The organism is Nisaea sp. (assembly GCF_039990255.1).
In the GTDB taxonomy this organism is placed as follows: Bacteria; Pseudomonadota; Alphaproteobacteria; order Thalassobaculales; family Thalassobaculaceae; genus Nisaea.
Map to the genome: position 1 here is coordinate 302,153 of NZ_JBDXGG010000022.1, position 18,613 is coordinate 320,765.

Annotated in this window: 18 protein-coding genes; 16 read left to right on the plus strand and 2 right to left on the minus strand. The window is 56.3% G+C overall.

Features of this window, described 5'->3' with window-relative positions:
* Positions 1 to 5 precede the first annotated feature (5 nt).
* Positions 6 to 296 carry an NIPSNAP family protein gene (locus ABJ076_RS20710; protein WP_348193512.1) on the plus strand — a complete coding sequence of 97 codons (291 nt, stop codon included), beginning with the start codon at positions 6 to 8 and terminating at the stop codon, positions 294 to 296.
* A gap of 168 nt (positions 297 to 464) precedes the next feature.
* Here the strand turns inward: ABJ076_RS20710 and ABJ076_RS20715 are convergent, their stop codons facing one another.
* On the minus strand, positions 465 to 2,480 hold the full coding sequence (locus ABJ076_RS20715) for an ATP-binding protein (protein WP_348193334.1): 2,016 nt from the start codon (positions 2,478 to 2,480) through the stop codon (positions 465 to 467).
* A gap of 610 nt (positions 2,481 to 3,090) precedes the next feature.
* On the opposite strand from ABJ076_RS20715, the gene ABJ076_RS20720 reads away from it, so the two are divergent.
* Together ABJ076_RS20720 and ABJ076_RS20725 are read left to right on the plus strand one after the other, a co-directional pair.
* Complete coding sequence (locus ABJ076_RS20720; RefSeq protein ID WP_348193337.1) at positions 3,091 to 5,883, plus strand: bifunctional aconitate hydratase 2/2-methylisocitrate dehydratase; 2,793 nt, start codon at positions 3,091 to 3,093, stop codon at positions 5,881 to 5,883.
* A 489-nt stretch (positions 5,884 to 6,372) separates the two neighbouring features.
* A complete protein-coding gene (locus tag ABJ076_RS20725; protein ID WP_348193340.1) occupies positions 6,373 to 7,056 on the plus strand; it encodes a hypothetical protein in 684 nt (227 codons plus the stop codon).
* 90 nt (positions 7,057 to 7,146) lie between these two features.
* On the opposite strand, the gene ABJ076_RS20730 is transcribed toward ABJ076_RS20725, so the two are convergent.
* Positions 7,147 to 8,196 (minus strand): lipoate--protein ligase family protein, encoded by a 1,050-nt coding sequence (locus tag ABJ076_RS20730; protein WP_348193343.1) that lies wholly within the window; start codon positions 8,194 to 8,196, stop codon positions 7,147 to 7,149.
* 361 nt (positions 8,197 to 8,557) lie between these two features.
* Here ABJ076_RS20730 and ABJ076_RS20735 point away from each other — a divergent pair, with 361 nt between their 5' ends.
* From ABJ076_RS20735 to ABJ076_RS20795, 13 genes are all read left to right on the plus strand, one after another.
* The gene (locus ABJ076_RS20735) at positions 8,558 to 9,043 is read left to right on the plus strand and encodes a hypothetical protein (RefSeq protein WP_348208873.1); all 486 of its coding nucleotides are present in this window, start codon (positions 8,558 to 8,560) and stop codon (positions 9,041 to 9,043) included.
* Positions 9,044 to 9,119: 76 nt separating this feature from the next.
* Positions 9,120 to 9,752 (plus strand): LysE family translocator, encoded by a 633-nt coding sequence (locus tag ABJ076_RS20740; RefSeq protein WP_348193347.1) that lies wholly within the window; start codon positions 9,120 to 9,122, stop codon positions 9,750 to 9,752.
* Positions 9,753 to 9,956: 204 nt separating this feature from the next.
* Complete coding sequence (locus ABJ076_RS20745) at positions 9,957 to 10,259, plus strand: alkylphosphonate utilization protein (protein ID WP_348193350.1); 303 nt, start codon at positions 9,957 to 9,959, stop codon at positions 10,257 to 10,259.
* Between the two features lie 197 nt (positions 10,260 to 10,456).
* Positions 10,457 to 11,488: a sodium-dependent bicarbonate transport family permease gene (locus ABJ076_RS20750; protein ID WP_348193353.1), complete on the plus strand. Its 1,032-nt coding sequence runs from the start codon at positions 10,457 to 10,459 to the stop codon at positions 11,486 to 11,488.
* 11 nt (positions 11,489 to 11,499) lie between these two features.
* Positions 11,500 to 11,814, plus strand: coding sequence for a transcriptional regulator (locus ABJ076_RS20755; RefSeq protein ID WP_348193356.1), 315 nt, complete (start codon positions 11,500 to 11,502; stop codon positions 11,812 to 11,814).
* A 122-nt stretch (positions 11,815 to 11,936) separates the two neighbouring features.
* On the plus strand, positions 11,937 to 13,085 hold the full coding sequence (locus ABJ076_RS20760; RefSeq protein ID WP_348193359.1) for a M14-type cytosolic carboxypeptidase: 1,149 nt from the start codon (positions 11,937 to 11,939) through the stop codon (positions 13,083 to 13,085).
* Positions 13,086 to 13,087: 2 nt separating this feature from the next.
* A complete protein-coding gene (locus ABJ076_RS20765) occupies positions 13,088 to 13,444 on the plus strand; it encodes an arsenate reductase (RefSeq protein ID WP_348193362.1) in 357 nt (118 codons plus the stop codon).
* A gap of 6 nt (positions 13,445 to 13,450) precedes the next feature.
* Positions 13,451 to 14,569 (plus strand): FAD-dependent oxidoreductase, encoded by a 1,119-nt coding sequence (locus ABJ076_RS20770; RefSeq protein ID WP_348193365.1) that lies wholly within the window; start codon positions 13,451 to 13,453, stop codon positions 14,567 to 14,569.
* Entirely contained in the window at positions 14,550 to 14,870 is a 321-nt protein-coding gene (locus tag ABJ076_RS20775; RefSeq protein ID WP_348193368.1) for a (2Fe-2S)-binding protein, read from the plus strand. Before ABJ076_RS20770 ends, ABJ076_RS20775 begins: the two co-directional genes overlap by 20 nt.
* A complete protein-coding gene (locus tag ABJ076_RS20780) occupies positions 14,867 to 16,270 on the plus strand; it encodes an FAD-dependent oxidoreductase (protein WP_348193371.1) in 1,404 nt (467 codons plus the stop codon). The genes ABJ076_RS20775 and ABJ076_RS20780 overlap by 4 nt, the downstream gene beginning before the upstream one ends.
* Before the next feature lie 14 nt (positions 16,271 to 16,284).
* On the plus strand, positions 16,285 to 16,881 hold the full coding sequence (locus ABJ076_RS20785; protein ID WP_348193374.1) for a peroxidase-related enzyme: 597 nt from the start codon (positions 16,285 to 16,287) through the stop codon (positions 16,879 to 16,881).
* Positions 16,882 to 16,890: 9 nt separating this feature from the next.
* The gene (locus tag ABJ076_RS20790; RefSeq protein ID WP_348193514.1) at positions 16,891 to 17,691 is read left to right on the plus strand and encodes an alpha/beta fold hydrolase; all 801 of its coding nucleotides are present in this window, start codon (positions 16,891 to 16,893) and stop codon (positions 17,689 to 17,691) included.
* 52 nt (positions 17,692 to 17,743) lie between these two features.
* Positions 17,744 to 18,592: a DUF1194 domain-containing protein gene (locus tag ABJ076_RS20795; RefSeq protein WP_348193377.1), complete on the plus strand. Its 849-nt coding sequence runs from the start codon at positions 17,744 to 17,746 to the stop codon at positions 18,590 to 18,592.
* Positions 18,593 to 18,613: the final 21 nt, after the last annotated feature.

The window sequence follows — 18,613 nt, forward strand, 5'->3', positions numbered from 1 at the left end:
ATGTAATCGACGCGGGCAAGATCGCGGAGTTCGAGGAATATTCGCGGATGTGGCTCGATCTCGTGCCGCGATTTGGCGGTGCCGATCACGGGTATTTTCTGCCGTCTGAAGGCGAAAGCGACGTCGCGCTGGCAATATTCAGTTTTGAAAGCCTGGCGCCCTACGATGTGTACCGCAAGGAAGCCGCTGGCAATCCGGATGTGCAGAAGGCGATGGAATTTGCAAACGAGACAAAGTGCTTACTGCGTTATGAACGTTCGTTCTTCCGGCCCCTGCTGACCGGCAGGAATAAGTGACCCAATAGCTCTCATAAATCGTCATCCGGGACCCCGATCCGGGATCTGGCAGGTGAAGAGAGCAGTTTTGCTATGGCCAAAGTCTCGGCTCCGGGGCCGGGACGGTGATGCAAAAAATCACCTCGTTTGACGAGATATCCCGCATGTAAACCGCCCTTGTTTCGCTTGTCACTCGTTTGCAATTGGTGCTTGTGCCGGAAATGTCAAAATAAAGCGTGTTTGTTCATTAAGAGCGCTCTCACATTTTATTTGTCCTGCCAACTTATGAGTTACCAGGTTGTAAACAATACTTAATCCAAGACCGCTTCCACCTTGTCCGCGTGTGGTCGTAAAAAACGGATCGAACGCATGGTCGAGAACGTCTTTCGTCATTCCTTTTCCATTGTCGCCATAGGTCAACGTTATAGCATCTTCAAATGACGCTATCTCGATCTGGATTTTACCTTCGCGTCGCTCCACTCCAAAGCCGTGCCGTACAGAGTTCACAACCAAGTTTGTCAGGATTTGCGCGATTATCCCTGGATATGTCGTGACAACCAAATTGTCTTGGCCGGTAATATTAATTGCGTGGCCGCCAGGTTTCAGTTCAGGCTGTAAGCTATCGGCAACGGTCTGTACGTATTCGACGAGATCGATAGGTCGTGATTTTTCTATGCTTTGATCAACGGAAATTTGCTTGAAACTGCTAATAAGGTTTGCAGCCCTCCCCAAATTGGAAAGCAGCATGCGCGTTGTCTGGCTTACTAGGGTGAAATAGTTTTCAAGTCTGCTCCGGCTTATGTTTCCCTTTTTGTAATCCAAAAGTAAATTATCGGTCATTTCTTCGAAATGAGACGCAGCTGTGATGGATATTCCTAATGGAGTATTGATTTCATGAGCGACACCAGAAACGAGTCCACCTAGTGCCGCCATTTTCTCCGACTCTATTAACTGGTCTTGTGTTTTTTGGAGCCGGCTAACTGTTTCTTGTAGTGTATCATTTGTACTGACGAGTTCAGCTGTTCGCACGGAAACTGTGTTTTCAAGTTTATCTTTAGCGTCTTCTAGTGCCGCCTCTGCAGATTTGCGGCGATTGATATTTATGAGCAAAAGAAAAATCACCAAGAACAAAACAATGAAGGAAATAATGGCGCTCCAAATTTCCGATTTAAATGTTTCATAGGCTGAGAACGGTTTTTGAATAAATTCGGCGTCCAGCGGGAGGTCGTCGACATCGATACCCATGCGAACCATAATGGGATAATTAAAAATATACTTTGTTGGAGCAGCCATGATTGGGATTGAGCGGATATTTTCTCCTGCAAGAACCCGTGCTGCAATCTCCGCAGACGCGCGGCCTTGATCATTCGCTGAACTAACCTTACCGCCTATCGCGAATTTGTCGTCGTCCGCAGTTTTCCAGAATACGAAACTAGCGGCGGGGGAAACCTTGCTGATGGCCCCTCGAACTTCATTATAATCTCTCGTAATGCCGAATCTATCCTTGGCATATGCGATGCCTATGACGATATCTTCACTCGTCAATTGTGACGATATATCCTGAATTTCTTCTACCGTTTTATCCAGGTGAAACGCAAAAGGGAGATCGCTCTCCATTTCCATCAAAAAGGTCAAGGCATGACGCGGACCCGCTCCATTGTGAGCAGAGTTTCCAAATACGGCAACAGTGCTGGCGTTTGGCCTTAGTTCGCGCGCTATTTCCAATGTAGAGAGAAAGTCATTCTGTTCAGTAATACCGGTGTAGGGGATATATTGGGGGATCAGAATTTCGCGAATACTATTAACATCCACGAATATGACGGGTGCGCCGTCAAATAGGTCATGGTATTTGGAAACAACGAAACGCATTGCGGGGTCATCATTGGCAACGACTATATCGAATTTTTGCGCGCCAAATCGCCATTTCAGATGATTTGCAAAATAATCATAGTCAACGACGCCACGCTTTCCAATTACATCCATTTGTTCAATGAATAAGGATGCATTAATATTTTTTTCTTTAAGGGTGCTTCTAAATCCTTGTACTTCGCTGTCCGCCCAAACTCCCCCCCAATTGAAGGAATTTATGATCAGGATACGTTTTTTCTCTTCAATCGCATGGGATTGAGATGCAGTGCAAATTGTTGCCATCACAAAGAACGAAAATAAAATGATACTGTAGAGAGGCGTTTTTCTAGAGAGCATCAGAGTTTCCAAAGCGTTATAAATGCTTGAAATGTTATCGAATGATTATGAATAATTATTTAAGTGCTGTGTTTTTACGCTAAAAAAATATGTGTTTGATGGGCTGCCGGGTGTAGGCAGTTCGATTTGCCGGAGAGCGGAACTTGTTTCGGGGCGCGACGATCACCGTCACGGGGCGGGCAATGGCGCTCTCCTTAATTCGTCATCTCGGACCTGACCCACGATCTGGCAAGTGAAGAGCGCAGCACTATGATCGCCGAGGTTCCGGTTCTTGGGCCGGGTTGAACGGATTGGGAGAGTGGGGCTGATGTCCTGCGAGTGGAAAAAAATCGAAACGAAAGGTGCATCTTCGGTCGAGCCCTATGAGCTGGGCGAGAGGAGATTTTCCGGTTTCCATTGCGCTGACGCTGTGGATGTATGAAGCCACCAACGCGGAGCTCTCGAAGCTGGCATTTTTGCAGGTTTACCGCCCCATTAACCAGTCAGAAACACCTTGCAAGCCAATGTGGGCTGAATTATTCATGCGGTGAGTAAGCTTTTCGCCGGATCGCCATAAGCTTTTTCTGCCCGGCGTTCAAGTTACATCAAACACTAACGCGTCGGGACCATCATGAGCTTGTACACAGATTACTTGGCTGAAATTGAAACTCGGAAAACCGAGAATTTGCACCCCAAGCCCATTGAGGATGGGGCACTTGTAAAAGAGCTCATCGCGCAAATAAAAGATACCGGTAACGCGTACCGGGAAGATTCCATCAAGTTCTTTGTTTACAATACGCTGCCCGGAACGACGAGTGCTGCCGGCGAAAAGGCCAGATTTCTGAAAGAAATCATTCTGGGTGAAGCGGTCGTCGAAGAAATTTCGCCGACCTTCGCTTTTGAACTCCTGTCCCATATGAAGGGCGGCCCTTCTGTTGAGGTTCTGCTCGATCTGGCTCTGGGCGATGATGAAGCTATTGCGCACACAGCAGCCGAAGTTCTGAAAACACAGGTTTTGCTTTATGAGGCTGATACCGACCGCCTGAAGGACGCGTACGCAGCCGGTAATCAAGTCGCCAAGGATGTCCTTGTCAGCTATTCGGACGCGGAATTCTTCACCAAGCTTCCGAACGTAGACGAAGAGATCAAGGTCGTTACCTACATCGCCGCAGAAGGGGATATCTCCACCGATCTTCTGTCTCCCGGCAATCAGGCGCATTCCAGGTCCGACAGGGAGTTGCACGGTAAATGCATGATCTCAGAGAAGGCCCAGGCTGAGATTCAGGCACTGAAAATTCAGCACCCCGACAAGAGAGTGATGCTGATCGCCGAGAAAGGGACAATGGGCGTTGGGTCCTCCCGCATGTCGGGGGTCAACAATGTCGCCTTGTGGACCGGCAAGCAGGCCAGCCCCTATGTTCCGTTTGTGAATTATGCTCCGATTGTTGCCGGCACGAATGGTATCTCGCCAATTTTCCTGACGACTGTGGGCGTTACCGGCGGCGTCGGGATCGACCTGAAGAACTGGGTCAAGAAGCTCGACTCCAGCGGCAAGCCGATTTTGAACAACGATGGTAACCCCATTCTGGAGCAGAAATACTCCGTCGAGACAGGGACCGTTCTCAAGATCAATACGAAAGACCAGAAACTCTATAGCGAGGATGGTGGCGAAGAGCTTGTCGATGTCTCTTCATCCTTCACACCGCAAAAAACGGAATTCATGAAGGCTGGCGGCTCCTATGCCGTGGTCTTCGGCAAGAAGTTGCAGACCCTCGCATGCGAGACGCTCGGGATCGAGTTGAAGTCCGCCTTCGCTCCCTCCAAGGAAATTTCCCACCCGGGACAGGGCCTCACGGCAGTCGAGAAGATTTTCAATGCGAATGCGGTCGGGGTCACGCCGGGCAAAGTGCTTCATGCCGGCTCCGACGTTCGGGTGAAGGTGAATATCGTCGGCTCCCAGGACACGACTGGGCTGATGACGTCCCAGGAGCTGGAGGCGATGGCTGCGACCGTCATTTCGCCGACAGTGGACGGCGCCTATCAGTCCGGCTGCCACACCGCGTCTGTGTGGGATTTCAAGGCGCAGGAGAATACGCCGAAGCTGATGGCGTTCATGCACAAGTTCGGCCTGATTACTGCGCGTGATCCGAAGGGCGTTTATCACTCCATGACCGACGTCATTCACAAGGTTCTGAATGACATTACGATTGATGACTGGGCGATCATCATTGGTGGGGACTCTCACACCAGGATGTCCAAGGGCGTTGCCTTCGGCGCTGACTCCGGAACTGTCGCGCTTGCTCTGGCGACAGGCGAAGCGACCATGCCGATCCCTGAATCTGTGAAGGTGACCTTCAAGGGAAGTATGAAGGATCACATGGATTTCCGTGACGTAGTCCATGCGACGCAAACTCAGATGCTGGAGAAGTTTGGCGACAACGTTTTCCAGGGACGGATCATCGAGGTCCATATTGGAACGTTGCTGGCTGACCAGGCCTTCACGTTCACGGACTGGACTGCTGAGATGAAGGCAAAAGCATCCATCTGTATTTCCCAGGATGATACCCTGATCGAGTCCCTCAAGATCGCCAAGCACCGCATCCAGATCATGATCGACAAGGGCATGGACAACGATGCCCAGGTCCTTCAAGGCCTCATCGACAAGGCGGACAAGCGCATCGCTGAAGTGAAGTCGGGCGAGAAGCCAGCGCTGGCGCCGGACGCGAATGCCAAGTATTTTGCGGAAGTTGTCGTTGATCTCGATACGATTGACGAGCCGATGATCGCCGATCCGGATGTGAACAACATCGATGTCTCCAAGCGATATACCCACGATACGATCCGCCCGATCTCCTATTACGGCGCGGAGAAGAAGGTCGATCTTGGCTTTGTCGGCTCTTGCATGGTGCATAAGGGCGATGTGAAGATTGTCGCCCAGATGCTCCGGAATCTGGAGAAGCAGAAAGGCGAAGTGAAGTTCAAGGCACCGTTGGTGCTTGCCGCGCCCACCTACAACATCATTGACGAGTTGAAGGAGGAGGGGGACTGGGAAGTCCTGCAGAAATACTCTGCCTTCGAATTCGACGACAGCGCGCCGAAGCAGGCCGCGCGAACCGAGTACGAAAATGTGCTCTATCTAGAGCGCCCGGGCTGCAATCTCTGTATGGGAAATCAGGAAAAGGCGGCCAAGGGCGATACCGTTCTGGCCACGTCGACGCGCCTCTTCAAGGGACGCGTGGTCGAGGATTCCTCGGACAAGAAGGGCGAGTCTCTGCTCGCTTCGACTCCGGTCGTCGTGCTCTCCGCGATCCTTGGAAGAACGCCGAACATCGATGAGTACAAGGCGGCGGTCGAAGGGATCAACCTCACCAAGTTTGCCCCGCCGCTGCAGAAACCGCTGGATACCCAATCGGCGCATTACTAAGGCTGCCGTCGGGAACCCGGCCCTATACGTCGTCATCCCGGTTTTGACCGGGGTGACGGAATCTACGTGATCGAGGCCAGAATGCCTTCAGGGCGCTGAGGCCCCCGTCTCTCCGGGCACATGCCGCAGCCATTCCTCGGTTTCGAGTTTTTTCGCCGCGAGTGTTGTTGCCGCTTCCATCTCCTGCTCCGTGATCATCCTCTCCTCTATTCAGGGGCTTGAATGTCCCGATCATGCGCGCAGGTCACCTCCTCGCGAACAAAAGCCGTTCCTGATCAGGGTGCCTGGGGGGCAATGCTCTGAGGCCATTTGGACTCAGTTCGCGGCCCAATGCGGGAATGCAACGATTTTTACTCGTGTTCCTGAAAAAATTGTCAGTTAAGCTGAATGTTCTTGCAGTTCATAAAGTTGCCGCACTCAAAATAAGTGATTTGGTGTAGGGCTTGCTTCCTGCTCTGAGCAGCGCTGAGCATATGCAGGAGATATTTGATGACGTCTGTTAACTCATTCCTTTCCCACGAAGTTTACTGGCACCCAATTTCGGCGACGGAATTTAGGGAACGCACGCAGAAGAACGCCGATGAGGCCGAGCGCGTCACTCTTTCAAACGGGACGGAAGTCGCCGTATCTGGGCACGCTTACGACAATCAAAATCATATGTTCAGCGATGAGGACGCGGAGCGGCTGAAGAGTCAGATGTCGCGGTTCCGTCATGAGAGTTCTGAGGAGTTCGCGTCCAGTTATGTGACGATGCAGGATGCTGAAGGCGAGCCGTTGGCATCGATGGATCTCAGCTTTGTCACCTTCTATAGCACCGAAGAGCTCGTTTCCTCCCTGACCTCGATGTCGATTACGCGCTTCGTGGACTTCGAGAATGCTACGGAGAATGAAGTCGGGCTGCGGGAGCTGCAAGTCTCTGACGAGCGCCAAATGGACCGCCTGGAGGACTTGCTCACTGCCGAGAAAGAGCTGAAGGCGATCTATGGTAACGATATCAAAGTGGCCTACGACAGCCAGAGCGACGAAATCGTTATACTGACGCCGGATGATGTGGGGTACGCGCAGACGAAAACCGGTGAGGAGGCTCTGGAGGTAGTCCGGATGGCGATCTACAACCACACTGACGATTTTGACGTCGACCGGGCCAAGGAAATAGCCGAGAAGTTCGGTTAACGTTTGCCTATGCCGGGCACGGAGGGAGCCGGGCATATTTTGCCGGGTAGGCTCTATTGGAGTTGTTTTTGGGGCAGGCGTGTCAACCTGTCACGAGACGTGGCGGAGCCATTCCTCTGTTTCGAACTTCGCCGCCGCGAGTTTCTCAGCCGCTTCCATCTCTTCCGCACTGATTGCCCCGTCCGTTCCGCCATGCAGTGTTTTGAACGTGCCGATCATGCGGGCGATAACGTCCTCTCGCGTCATGCCGGTTTGGCTGCGGACCGGGTCAACGCGCTTCGCGGCGGATGTGACCCCTTTGTCGGAGAGTTTTTCGCGGCCGATACGGAGCACCTGCATCATCTTTTCCGCGTCCATATCGTACGACATTGTCACATGGTGGAGAACGGTGCCGCCGGAATAGCGTTTCTGCGCTGCACCGCCGATCTTGCCCTTGGGACTGGATATGTCGTTCAGCGGCTTGTAGAAGGCGTCGATCCCGACCTCTTTCAAGGCTTGCAGCACCCAGGCGTCGAGAAAGGCATAGGACGCGGCGAAATCCATATGGCCGACCAGTTCACCTGGCGCGTAGAGCGAGTAGGTGATGGCAGAGCCTGGCTCGACGAACATTGCTCCTCCGCCGGTTCCGCGCCGCACTATCTGCACGCCAAGCCTTTCGGCGGCTTCCACATCGACCTCGTTTCTGAGCGACTGGAAATTGCCGATGATGATGGCCGGGCGGTCCCACTGCCAGATCCGGAGTGTCGGTGCGCGGCGCCCTGCCGCCACCTCGCGAGCAAGGACATCATCGACAGCCAGATGCATGGCGGGGGACATAGGATCAGTATCGATGATCTGCCATTCGTAATCTCGCCAACTCTTGGCGACACCGAGGGCCCGGCGCACGGCGATGGCGATTGCCTCGACAGAGAAGCCGACCAGCGCCGTGCTAACGGGAATGCCCTGGTCGAGTGCAGTGATGATCTCCTCGCTCGATGACTCGGCGGGGAGGCCGTTCAGTGCGGCGGTGATGTCGGCGAGGGCTTCGGCCGGCTCCAGAAAGAAATCGCCGGAAATCTGGACGTCCGTTAGTTTGCCGTCACGCACCTCCAGATCGGCTACCACCAGTTTGCCGTCCACAACCTTGTATTCACCATGCATCAGAATATCTCCTGTTTCGGCGCGCGGAGACTTGCGCGTCGGGCCAGGTTTCGCAAGGGAGTATCGCCGCTCTTTCGACGGAACGAGGATTTTGATGATTGGCGGGATGAAAGAAGGAGAGCGTCACGCATTTTTGCAGGACGAATGAAGCGGGATTTTGCTTCTCAGGCGAAGGAGGTGAGCCGGCTCGCTGCCGCTTTGAATTCTCCAGCTTGCATGAGTGCGGGAACTAGGTATCGTAGTATTGTCATCTTGTTAGCTCATGTTTTAATGGTTAATTTTTTGTCGCAAACATGCCTCGGATATAACCAGCGCCATACCGGAAACGCTTGCAACCGAACGAGCGGGCGTGCGCGCTGAGATGCCGAAGTCGGATATTGTCGCGGAACATGAGATCGACAGTCAGCTCGTAATGTCTTTCAAGACGTTTTGGGAGCAATGTTGCGACGGCGGCCCCGTTCCGGACCGGCTGCATTTCACGGCAGAAAGTCTGTTGCCCTGGATAGGCCATGTGCAGATCGTAGAAGTGATTGATGACGGTCGGGATTTTTTCCACCGGCTGGTCGGGATAGAGATCGCCAGTGTCGTAGGCCGGGATCTGAGCCGGAAATATGTATCCAAATCCGCTTACAAGATTGGGGCCGAAGCTATGTTGTCACGGTACCGCGAGACGAGAGATCGGGGAATCCCGACCTTTCGGAAGGGGGAGATGATATGGGCGCTGAACAATTCCTGGGTCGCTTTCGAGTCGGTCACAGTGCCTGTCGGGTACAGCGGTGGGGAGCAGGTCGATCAACTCATCACGGTGATCGACTATCCGAGCCTCCCGACGTCGCGGGACCGGTAAATCCAAAACGCTGAGTCCGTAGCGTCCCGTTCAGCGGATATGGGCCGGAAAGTTCCTGCGATTATCGAGTGAACCAATGAGTGTTGCCGATACTCTAACGCTGTTTTTCGTTCTCGCCGCTATGGCGGCTCTGCCGAGTTCCAGCGTCGCACTGGTGGTTGCCCGATCTGCCCTGTATGGAGTGCGCCATGGTCTGACCGTTGCCGCCGGGATCGTGACGGGCGACCTGATTTTTATGACGATGGCGATCCTGAGCATGGCCGCCCTGGCGAGCCAGCTCGGTGCTCTGTTTGCGCTGATCAAGTATGCCGCCGCGCTCTATCTGATCTGGTTCGGTGTGACGTTGATCCGGGCGCAGCGGGCGAGAGCCCCACTGGAAAAACGAGCTCCTGAGCCCGGGAGCAGGCGAGATGGCCTGGTTGCGAGTTTCGCTGCAGGTCTGTTGCTTACCCTCGGCGATATCAAGGCGATCTTCTTCTATGCCAGCCTGTTGCCGACCTTTGTAGATCTCGGCGCCATGTCTGGAGCGGACATGGCGCTGCTTTACACCATCATGATAGCTTCTGTCGGAGGGGTGAAGGTGGCCTATGCGTTGGCCGCATATCGGCTGGGCAAGACGGCGCAGGATTTTGCTTATTTGAAACAGGCAAAGACGTTCGCGGGGACGTTCTTCGTCGCAGCCGGTGGGTATCTGCTGCTCAAGCCTTAGGGCAGCGATTTACCCGCGCTTTCTCCTTTTTCTGTCATCATTTCCGCGAAAGCGGGGACCGGGTGACGGAGGGGACGGCTCCATGATCGCCCCGGTCTTGGCTCGACAACCTGAATGACGAACTTTGGGTGGCAGTATTGTTGTATCGGTGGAATAGGGGCGTATAAGGAACCGCCTTTTCTCCATTCCCGAAAGAGCTCTCCCATGTCCGACCAGGATGATGAATACGTCTACGACGTGGTAACTGGCGAATGGCGTCCTGCGTCCGAAGTAGCGGCAGAGCAGGCTGCAGCGAACGAAGTGCACGATGCCGGGGGCAATGTCCTCGCCGACGGAGATTCGGTGGCGCTGGTCAAGGATCTGAAGGTGAAGGGCGCCGGGCAGACCTTGAAGCAGGGTACGGTCATCAAATCGATACGGCTGACTGGTAATCCCGAGGAGATCGATTGTAAGTATGAAGGCATCAAGGGTCTGGTGTTGCGTACGGAATTCGTTCGCAAACGCTGAGGCGCTAAACAAGTCTCCCTGGAGCATTGTAAGGTTTTCGTCCTGGCCTCTCCTCAATCCCCGGCTTGCTTGGATCCGCCGTCCTGAAGTAGCGATGCGACGATCCGCTGCGCCTGTCTCCGCCGTTACCGCACAGACTTGATCGTGAGAGGTACTGCCTCCTGCTTGCCGAAAGGTTCGTGGAGGTCGTATAGGAAATGATGGATATTGGTTCTCTGCTCAGCCTCGCGGCAGGCACCTTAGGGTCGCCTGTTGTGCTCTTCTTCACCCTCGGCTTCGCGGCTGCATTGGCGCGGGTCGATCTGTCCCTGCCGCAGCCGGTTGCCAAGACCGTAGCGCTTTACCTGATGCTTGCGATTGGCTTCAAAGGCGGTGTCGGTCTTGCAGAGACTGGTGCTGGGCTTGCGAGTTTTCTTCCTCTCGCAGTCGGCATCCTTTTCAGCGCCTTGTTCCCTTTTATTGGATACGCTGCTCTTCGTTCGACGAGCGGCCTTAACCGGACGGACGCAGCGGCTGTCGCTGCCCATTATGGGTCTATCAGCATTGTCACGTTCCTTACGGCAATTCAGGTACTTTCAGATCGGGGAGATACAGCGGAGGGCGTTCTTGTTGCTGTTGCCGCCGCAATGGAAGCTCCTGCCATTGTCGCCGGTCTCTGGCTGGCGGCAGCGGCCGGCCGGTCGGCGGGCGGTTCGGGCGCGTCAGGCGCCTCAGGGGGCGGGGAAGCCGTTTCGTCCATTTCAATCCGTGAAGCGGCGCTCAACAGTTCGGTTGTCCTGCTGCTTGGAGCCGTAGCGATCGGCTGGTTCACAGGGCCTGCGGGTATGGCCGACGTAAAACCTTTCATCGCGGACCCTTTCAAAGGGGTGCTTTGCCTGTTTCTGCTCGATATGGGGGCTGTCGCGGGGCGGGGGTTGTTGCAGAACCGCAAGGCTATATCTGTTGGCCCGATCTTGTTCGGGCTTTACATGCCATTGGTTGGCGCAGGGCTTATGGCGATGGCGGTGTGGCCTCTGGAGCTGTCTGTGGCCGGGAAGGCGCTGATGATGGTGCTCGCTGCCAGCGCCTCCTACATTGCTGTGCCTGCGGCGATGCGGCTTGCTCTGCCACAGGCTAATCCGGCGATCTATACCACGCTGTCGCTCGGTGTGACGTTTCCGTTCAATGTTGTGATCGGCATTCCGCTCTATATCGCGCTCGCGGATATGCTGTTCTCGGCGGCACGATAGGGAGAATCGCCATGGAGACCCATTCGAAAGTCCGCCTGGACATTCTGATCGAGCAGCTCGCGGTGCCGCGTCTTGCGACCTTGCTTGACGGACTGGAGGGCGTGAACGGATACACGATTCTGCCAGTTCAGGGCGGCAGTGGCCTAAATGGGATCTGGACGCGAGACGGGCAGGTGGCCGGTGCCGAGGGCATGATGATGGTCTGGTGCATACTCGACCGCAATCACAAGGAGTTGGTGCTCGAAACTGTATTCGGCTTTGTTAATGAGAGGTCAGGCCTGATCAGTGTGTCCGACGTAGAGGTTGTGCGCGCCGAACGATTCTAGTCGCTCGGTTCTTTCAAACATCGCAGCTGTTGCCTGCTGCACGATCTACCATTGCCCCGATGGCTCTTCTCAAATCGGATTGTCGGCTCTAGTCTCCTCCGCTCACCTGACCGGGAGATCTCATGCTGCGTATCGACGCCGCTTTCGACAGCGGCAATATAGAGGTTGTCTCTGCAGACGATCCGAACGACATCCAGCTCCGCATTCCGGCGGATACCGGGTCCGACTTTTACCAGTGGTTTCACTTCCGCCTGGCCGGTGCAGCCGGTCGAGGGGTGAAAATGCGCATCCTGAACGCCGGAGGGTCGAGCTATCCAAAGGGCTGGGAGAATTACCGGGCCTGTGCTTCCTATGACCGGGACACCTGGTTTCGGGTGCCGACATCATACGACGGCACGGAACTGACTATCAGGCATGTGCCGGAGACGGATTACGTCTGGTACGCCTATTTCGCACCCTATTCGATGGAGCGGCACGAGGATCTGATCGCCGCCGCGCAGCAGTCCGAGCGCTGTGCCGCCGAGGTGCTCGGCGAAACCCATGACGGGCAGACCATCGATATGCTGACCATCGGCGAAGCAGCGGACGGCCGGAAGCCGCTCTGGGTTTTCGGTCGCCAGCATCCCGGTGAGCCGATGGCCGAATGGTACATGGAAGGCTTCATCGAACGGCTGCTCGATCCTGCGGATGGTGCCAGCCGGGCACTCTTGGAAAAAGCGGTGATTTACACCGTTCCGAACATGAACCCGGACGGCACGCGGCGGGGTAATCTGAGGACCAATGCGCTTGGCGTGAACCTCAACCGCGAATGGGCGGCGCCGAGCGCGGAGAAGAGTCCTGAAGTGCTGGCTGTGCTGAATGCCATGGAACGGCTTGGTGTCGATCTCTCCTTTGATGTGCACGGGGACGAGGCGATCCCATATAATTTCATCGCCGGAAGCTACGGTGTTCCCGGAATCACTGACGCGCATGTCTCCATGCTGGACCGTTTCCAGCAGACTTACGCGGCAATCAACCCGGATTTCCAGACAGCGCACGGTTATCCGAAAGCATCGCCGGGCAAAGGCAATCTCACCACGTCGACCGGCCATATTGCGAACCGGCTTGGCGCGCTCTCCATGACGCTGGAGATGCCGTTCAAGGATGCGGACAACCAACCCGACCCTGTGCATGGTTGGGATGGTGAACGCTCCAAGATTCTCGGCCGCAGCCTCGTCGATGTGTTGCTGGCGGTGATCGACGATCTGCCGTCCCGCATGGAAAGGAACTGAAAGTGACGATCACTGTCTATGGTATCGCTAACTGCGACACGGTGAAGAAGGCCCGAAAATGGCTTGATGCGCGCGGTGTCTCCTACAATTTTCATGATTTCAAGAAAGGCGGCCTGACGCAGGAGCGGGCGTCGGAATGGATCGCCGAGCTTGGTGTCGAAAAAGTGGTGAACAAGCGCGGCACCACCTGGCGGAAGCTTGATCCGGCCATCCAGGAAAGCGTTACGGCAGAGAGCGCGCCAGCTCTATTGGCCAGCCAGTCTTCGCTGGTCAAACGCCCGGTCATTGATCTTGGCGAAATTCGCCTGATCGGCTTTGACAAGGCTGTGCAGGCCGATCTCGAAACCCTTCTCGACTGACGCGCGATGGCTGGCAGCTCCGATGTCATCGTTGTTGGTGGAGGGCTTGTGGGGGCGGCCGTCGCCTACGGCCTGGCCCGTGAAGGCGCTTCCGTAACGATCCTGGATGAAGGCGATGTGGCTTTCCGGGCTTCGCGCGGAAATTTCGGGCTTGTCTGGATTCAGGGCAAGGGCGACGGCTTGCCGGATTATGCCAACTGGACCCGGCGCTCCAAGGATCTGTATCAGAGCTTCGCCGACGGCATGCTGGAGCATAATGGTTGTGACATCGAACTGAAGCAGGAAGGCGGACTCTCGCTTTGCCTCGGGGAAGATGACTACAACAAAACCGAGGCCTCTATTCACCGGATGCACAATCAGCCGGGCGTCGGCGAGAATGATCGCCGGATGATCGGTGCGGACGATGTCCGGGAGATGGTTCCCATTATTGGCCCGGAAGTGACCGGGGCGAGCTACAGCCCGCATGATGGGCACGTCAATCCGCTCTATCTGCTTCGCAGTCTGCATGCCTCCGCCCAACAGCTCGGTGCGCGCTATGTCAGCGGGGCCAAGACACTATCCATCGGGAAAGACGGCGACGGTTTTCGGGCCGAAACCGAGGCTGGTGTGTTCCGGTCGGGCAAAATGGTGATCGCCGCCGGCATCGCCAATAAGTGGCTGGCGCCCATGGTCGGATTGGATATCCCGGTGCGCCCTGATCGCGGTCACATCCTGATCACTGAACGCCTGCAGCCGGTGCTGCCGGCGCTGCTGGTCAATGCCCGGCAGACTGTCGACGGAACGATCAATTTCGGTAACAGCCATGAAGAGGCTGGCTACGACACCTCGATCAATCCCGCGAAACTGGGGGAGATCGCTGCCAGCATCGTGCGCTATTTTCCGATCCTCAAGAATGTCCGCGTGGTGCGCACCTGGAGCGCGCTCCGGGTCATGGCACCGGACGGCTTTCCGATTTACCGCGAGTCCGAGACGGCGCCTGGCGCCTTCAGCATTTCCTGCCATAGCGGGGTCACCCTGGCGGCAGCGCATGCGTTCGATCTTGCGCCAACCATTCTCAGCGGCGGTTTTAACGACCGGTTCGCCGCCTTTTCTCCGGAGCGTTTCAATGTTTCGCCGGCTGCCTGATCCGCGCGCCCATGCGGTGCATTTCACTTTCGAGGGCGAGGCCGTGACTGCTCACACCGGCGATAGTGTGGCGGCGGCTCTGTTGGGTGCCGGGATAGGCCATTCGCGAACCACGCCGAAGTCCGGCTCGGCGCGCGTGCCTTATTGCATGATGGGCGTCTGTTTTGAATGCCTGATCGAGATTGATGGCGTGGCGAACCGCCAGGGCTGCCTGGTCGAGGTGCGCGATGGCATGGCGGTACGCCGTCAGCAGGGCGCACCCGGTTTGCCGGAGAATGTTGCTGTCGAGGGCGGGCAATGATGCGCACCGACCTTGCTATTATCGGTGCAGGTCCCGCTGGCATGGAGGCCGCCGCGACGGCGCGCGAATGCGGCCTTTCAGTTCTGTTGATCGACGAGCAGCCGGAGCCGGGCGGGCAAATCTGGCGCGCGATTGAACGCAATGCATCGGAGCGCTCCGACAATCTCTCGTTTCTCGGCCCGGACTATGCTGCTGGTGCCGCAAAGGCCGAACGGTTTCGCGCATCCGGCGCCAGTTACTGGCCCTCGACCATGGTCTGGCATCTTGATCTCCAGGAGGCAGGCAACAAGACGCTCTTGGTCGCGTGCGACGGAGTGACCAGGCACGTTGAAGCGCGATCCGTTGTGATTGCGACCGGTGCTATGGAACGCCCGGTGCCAATCCCTGGTTGGACATTGCCGGGTGTTATGAGCATTGGGGCAGCACAGACCGTTCTGAAATCCTCCGGCCTCTATCCGCAAGCACCGCTTGTCCTGGCCGGATCGGGGCCGCTTCTGTTGCTGTTTGCGGTGCAATGCCACGCTGCAGGAATTCCTGTTGCCGCCGTGCTCGACACCACCCCACCGGGAGCCATGATCCGCGGCTTGCCTCATTTGCCGAAGGCCTTGTTCGGCTGGCGGACCTTGCTGAAGGGCCGCAGGCTGACGCAGGCGCTGTCGGCGTCCCGAATACCGATCCATCGTCATGTGCAGAAGCTTGAAGCGCTCGGAACCGACTGTGTCGAACGGGTGAGGTTCATGAGCGATGGTAAGACCGTTGAGCTCGAAGCGACGGCCTTACTTCTGCATGAGGGCGTGGTGCCAAACCCGCAACTGACACGACTGATCAGTTGCGAGCATCGCTGGAACGCGGCGCAACGCTGTTTTCATCCAATCCTGAGTGATCGCGGAGAGACCAGCGTGCCGGGTGTCTTCGTCGCCGGTGACGGTGGAGGTATCGGGGGAGCAATGGCGGCTGAGAATGCCGGCCGGATAGCAGCTCTGGAAATCGCTGCGGAACATGGTGCGTTGAACCGGCCGTCAGGCGACATCGAGATCGCTAAAGCGCGCGATAACCTCCGGGCCCAAATGGCCGTGCGACCGCTACTAGACGCGATGTATCCGCCGCCGCGCTGGATTGGCAGGCTTGATGGGGATGTTACGATTTGCCGCTGCGAGGAAGTCAGCGCGGCTGCGGTACGTGGTGCGGCTGCCGACGGGGCGCCGGGCCCGAACCAGGCAAAGGCTTTTCTGCGTGCTGGCATGGGGCCCTGCCAGGGTCGGATGTGCGGCCTGACCGTGACTGAAATTCTGGCCGATTCACATGGAAAGGAACCTGAAGCGATCGGTTACTACCGTATCCGTCCACCCATCAAACCGGTGACCGTCGGCGAACTAGCGGCGCTGGATGGCGCGGATTAACCAGGAGGAAACAGGTGGGTAAAGAAAAAGTGCATGCCCTGGAAATTGGGCTGCCGGTGCCGAATATCGAGGATCTGTCCGAAGAGACCCGGAAATATTGGAAAATCTGCCTGGAAAAACTCGGCATGGTGCCGAATGTTATCAAGGCTTACAGCTTTGACGACACCCATCTGCGCGGTTTCACCACACTCTACAACACGCTGATGCTCGGTCCGTCGGGCCTCAGCAGGTTGGAGCGGGAGATGATCGCGGTCGTCGTTTCCTCGATAAATCACTGCTATTACTGCCTAGTCGCCCACGGCGCGGCGGTGCGTGATTTGTCCGGCCGTCCGGAGCTGGGGGAAAGCCTCGTCTTCAACTACCGTTATGCCGATCTGGACGAACGCGAGCGGACGATGGTGATTTTTTCCGAGAAGCTGACGCGCGCACCATATGATATGGTTGAGGCGGATCGTCAATCCTTGCGCGATGCAGGCTTTTCCGATCGTGACATCTGGGACATCGCAAATGTCGCCGGGTTCTTCAACATGTCGAACCGGGTCGCGAGTGCTGTGCACCTGATGCCTAATCCCGAATACCATACTGCCGCGCGCGGCAAACCGGAGGACTGAGCTTTGACGATGGAACCTGAAGCCAAACGCGTCGATACAGTGGCCGGGCATGTATCCTACCGTGAGGCCGGGGCAGGAGAGGGCAAGCCGGTTATCTTAGCGTTGCATGGCCTTGGTGGTAATGCGCGGACCTGGAAAGCTCAATATGCAGATCTGTCCGATGCGTTTCATATCATTGGTTGGGATGCGCCCGGTTATGGCGAGACCATGGTGGTCGGACCTGACCAGACGGCGTTTGCCGTGCTCGCGCTGGCGCTGCTCGATCATCTCGGCGTCGATAAGTTCTCCGTGATCGGTCACTCCATGGGAGGAGTGGTCGCTCAGGCTGTTGCCGCCGAAGCGGGTGACAGGGTTCGGCATATGGTGCTTTCCTGTACCCATTCTGGCAATGCAGCCCCGGCGAGCGAGCCGATTTCCGGCAGTTATGCGACACGGATTGCAACGCTGGAAACGGAAGGCAGTGCGAAATATGCGGCGGCTCGTTCCGGCATGATGGTTTCTGACGATACGCCCGACGACATCCGCGCCCAGGTTCAGGAGATCGCGGGCGGGGTCACCGCACCTGGGCTGCGCACCTGCGCAACCATGCTGCATCATGCGGACACAAGGCCGATTGCACCCAGCATCAAATGCCCCGTCCTGCTGCTTTCCGGTGCAGGAGACAAAGTTGTCTCCGCGCGCCAGTCGCAAGTCTTTGCGGCGCTCTATCCTTCGGGGCGTCACGTCCGGCTCGATGGTGCCGGACATGCGCCGTACCTGGAAGTAGCGGAGACCTATAACGCGCTCTTGAGAGATTTCTTCTCATCATAGGCTTGCCTCCGGGACGGGATGTGCGCGCTAATACTGGTGGAGGTCGCGTGGAATGCCGCTTTCGGATCTTATCGGTGGTTGGCTTAAAGTTGCGTTTGGAGCGTTGCTCTCGGTAGTTCTTCTATCGTTGCCGTCTTCCGCCCAAAACTCGCCGCAGCTTGTCGACCTGAAACTTCTGTTGGCAGTCGACGTATCTGGCTCCATCGATTTCTGGGAGTCCGACCTTCAGCGCGACGGTTATGTGAAGGCGCTGAAAGACGAGACTGTTATCAACACGATCTTGTCCGGCCAGACCGGGAGAATTGCTCTCAGCTATGTCGAATGGGCCGGCGGTGATCATCAGCGGGTCGTCGTCGACTGGAGCTTGATAGACAGTCGCGAAGCGGCGCATGCTGTAGCTGAGAATTTGAACGTGCGTCCCCACATGGCCGGGCGGCGCACCTCGATCGGAAACATGCTCAATTTCGCGACCAACTGGTTCCGGGACCCGAGGTTTTTCTCGGAGCGACAGGTCATCGATATTTCGGGCGACGGGCCGAACAATACCGGTGCCAAGGTTGACAAGGCCCGCGATGTGGCAATCGCCAACGGCATTACCATCAACGCGCTTCCGATCCTCAATGAGCGACCGTCACCCTACGGATTTCCGAAGCTGGTTGATCTTGATGTTTATTATGAGGAATGCGTCATCGGCGGCAGCGGGGCCTTCGTCATTGTCGCCAAGGGAATTCGATCCTTCGCCGCTGCCGTCAGGCGCAAGATGATACTGGAGGTCGCCGGCCTGATGCCTGAAAGCCCGGTCCGGGCGGTTCCTGCGCAAATGGGGGGGAATGCAAAGCCGTATGAGTGCGATATCGGGGAGCAGCAGCTGCACGAATTCCTAAATCGAAGTGAGGACTAGAGAGAAGTCCCGTTGTTCCGG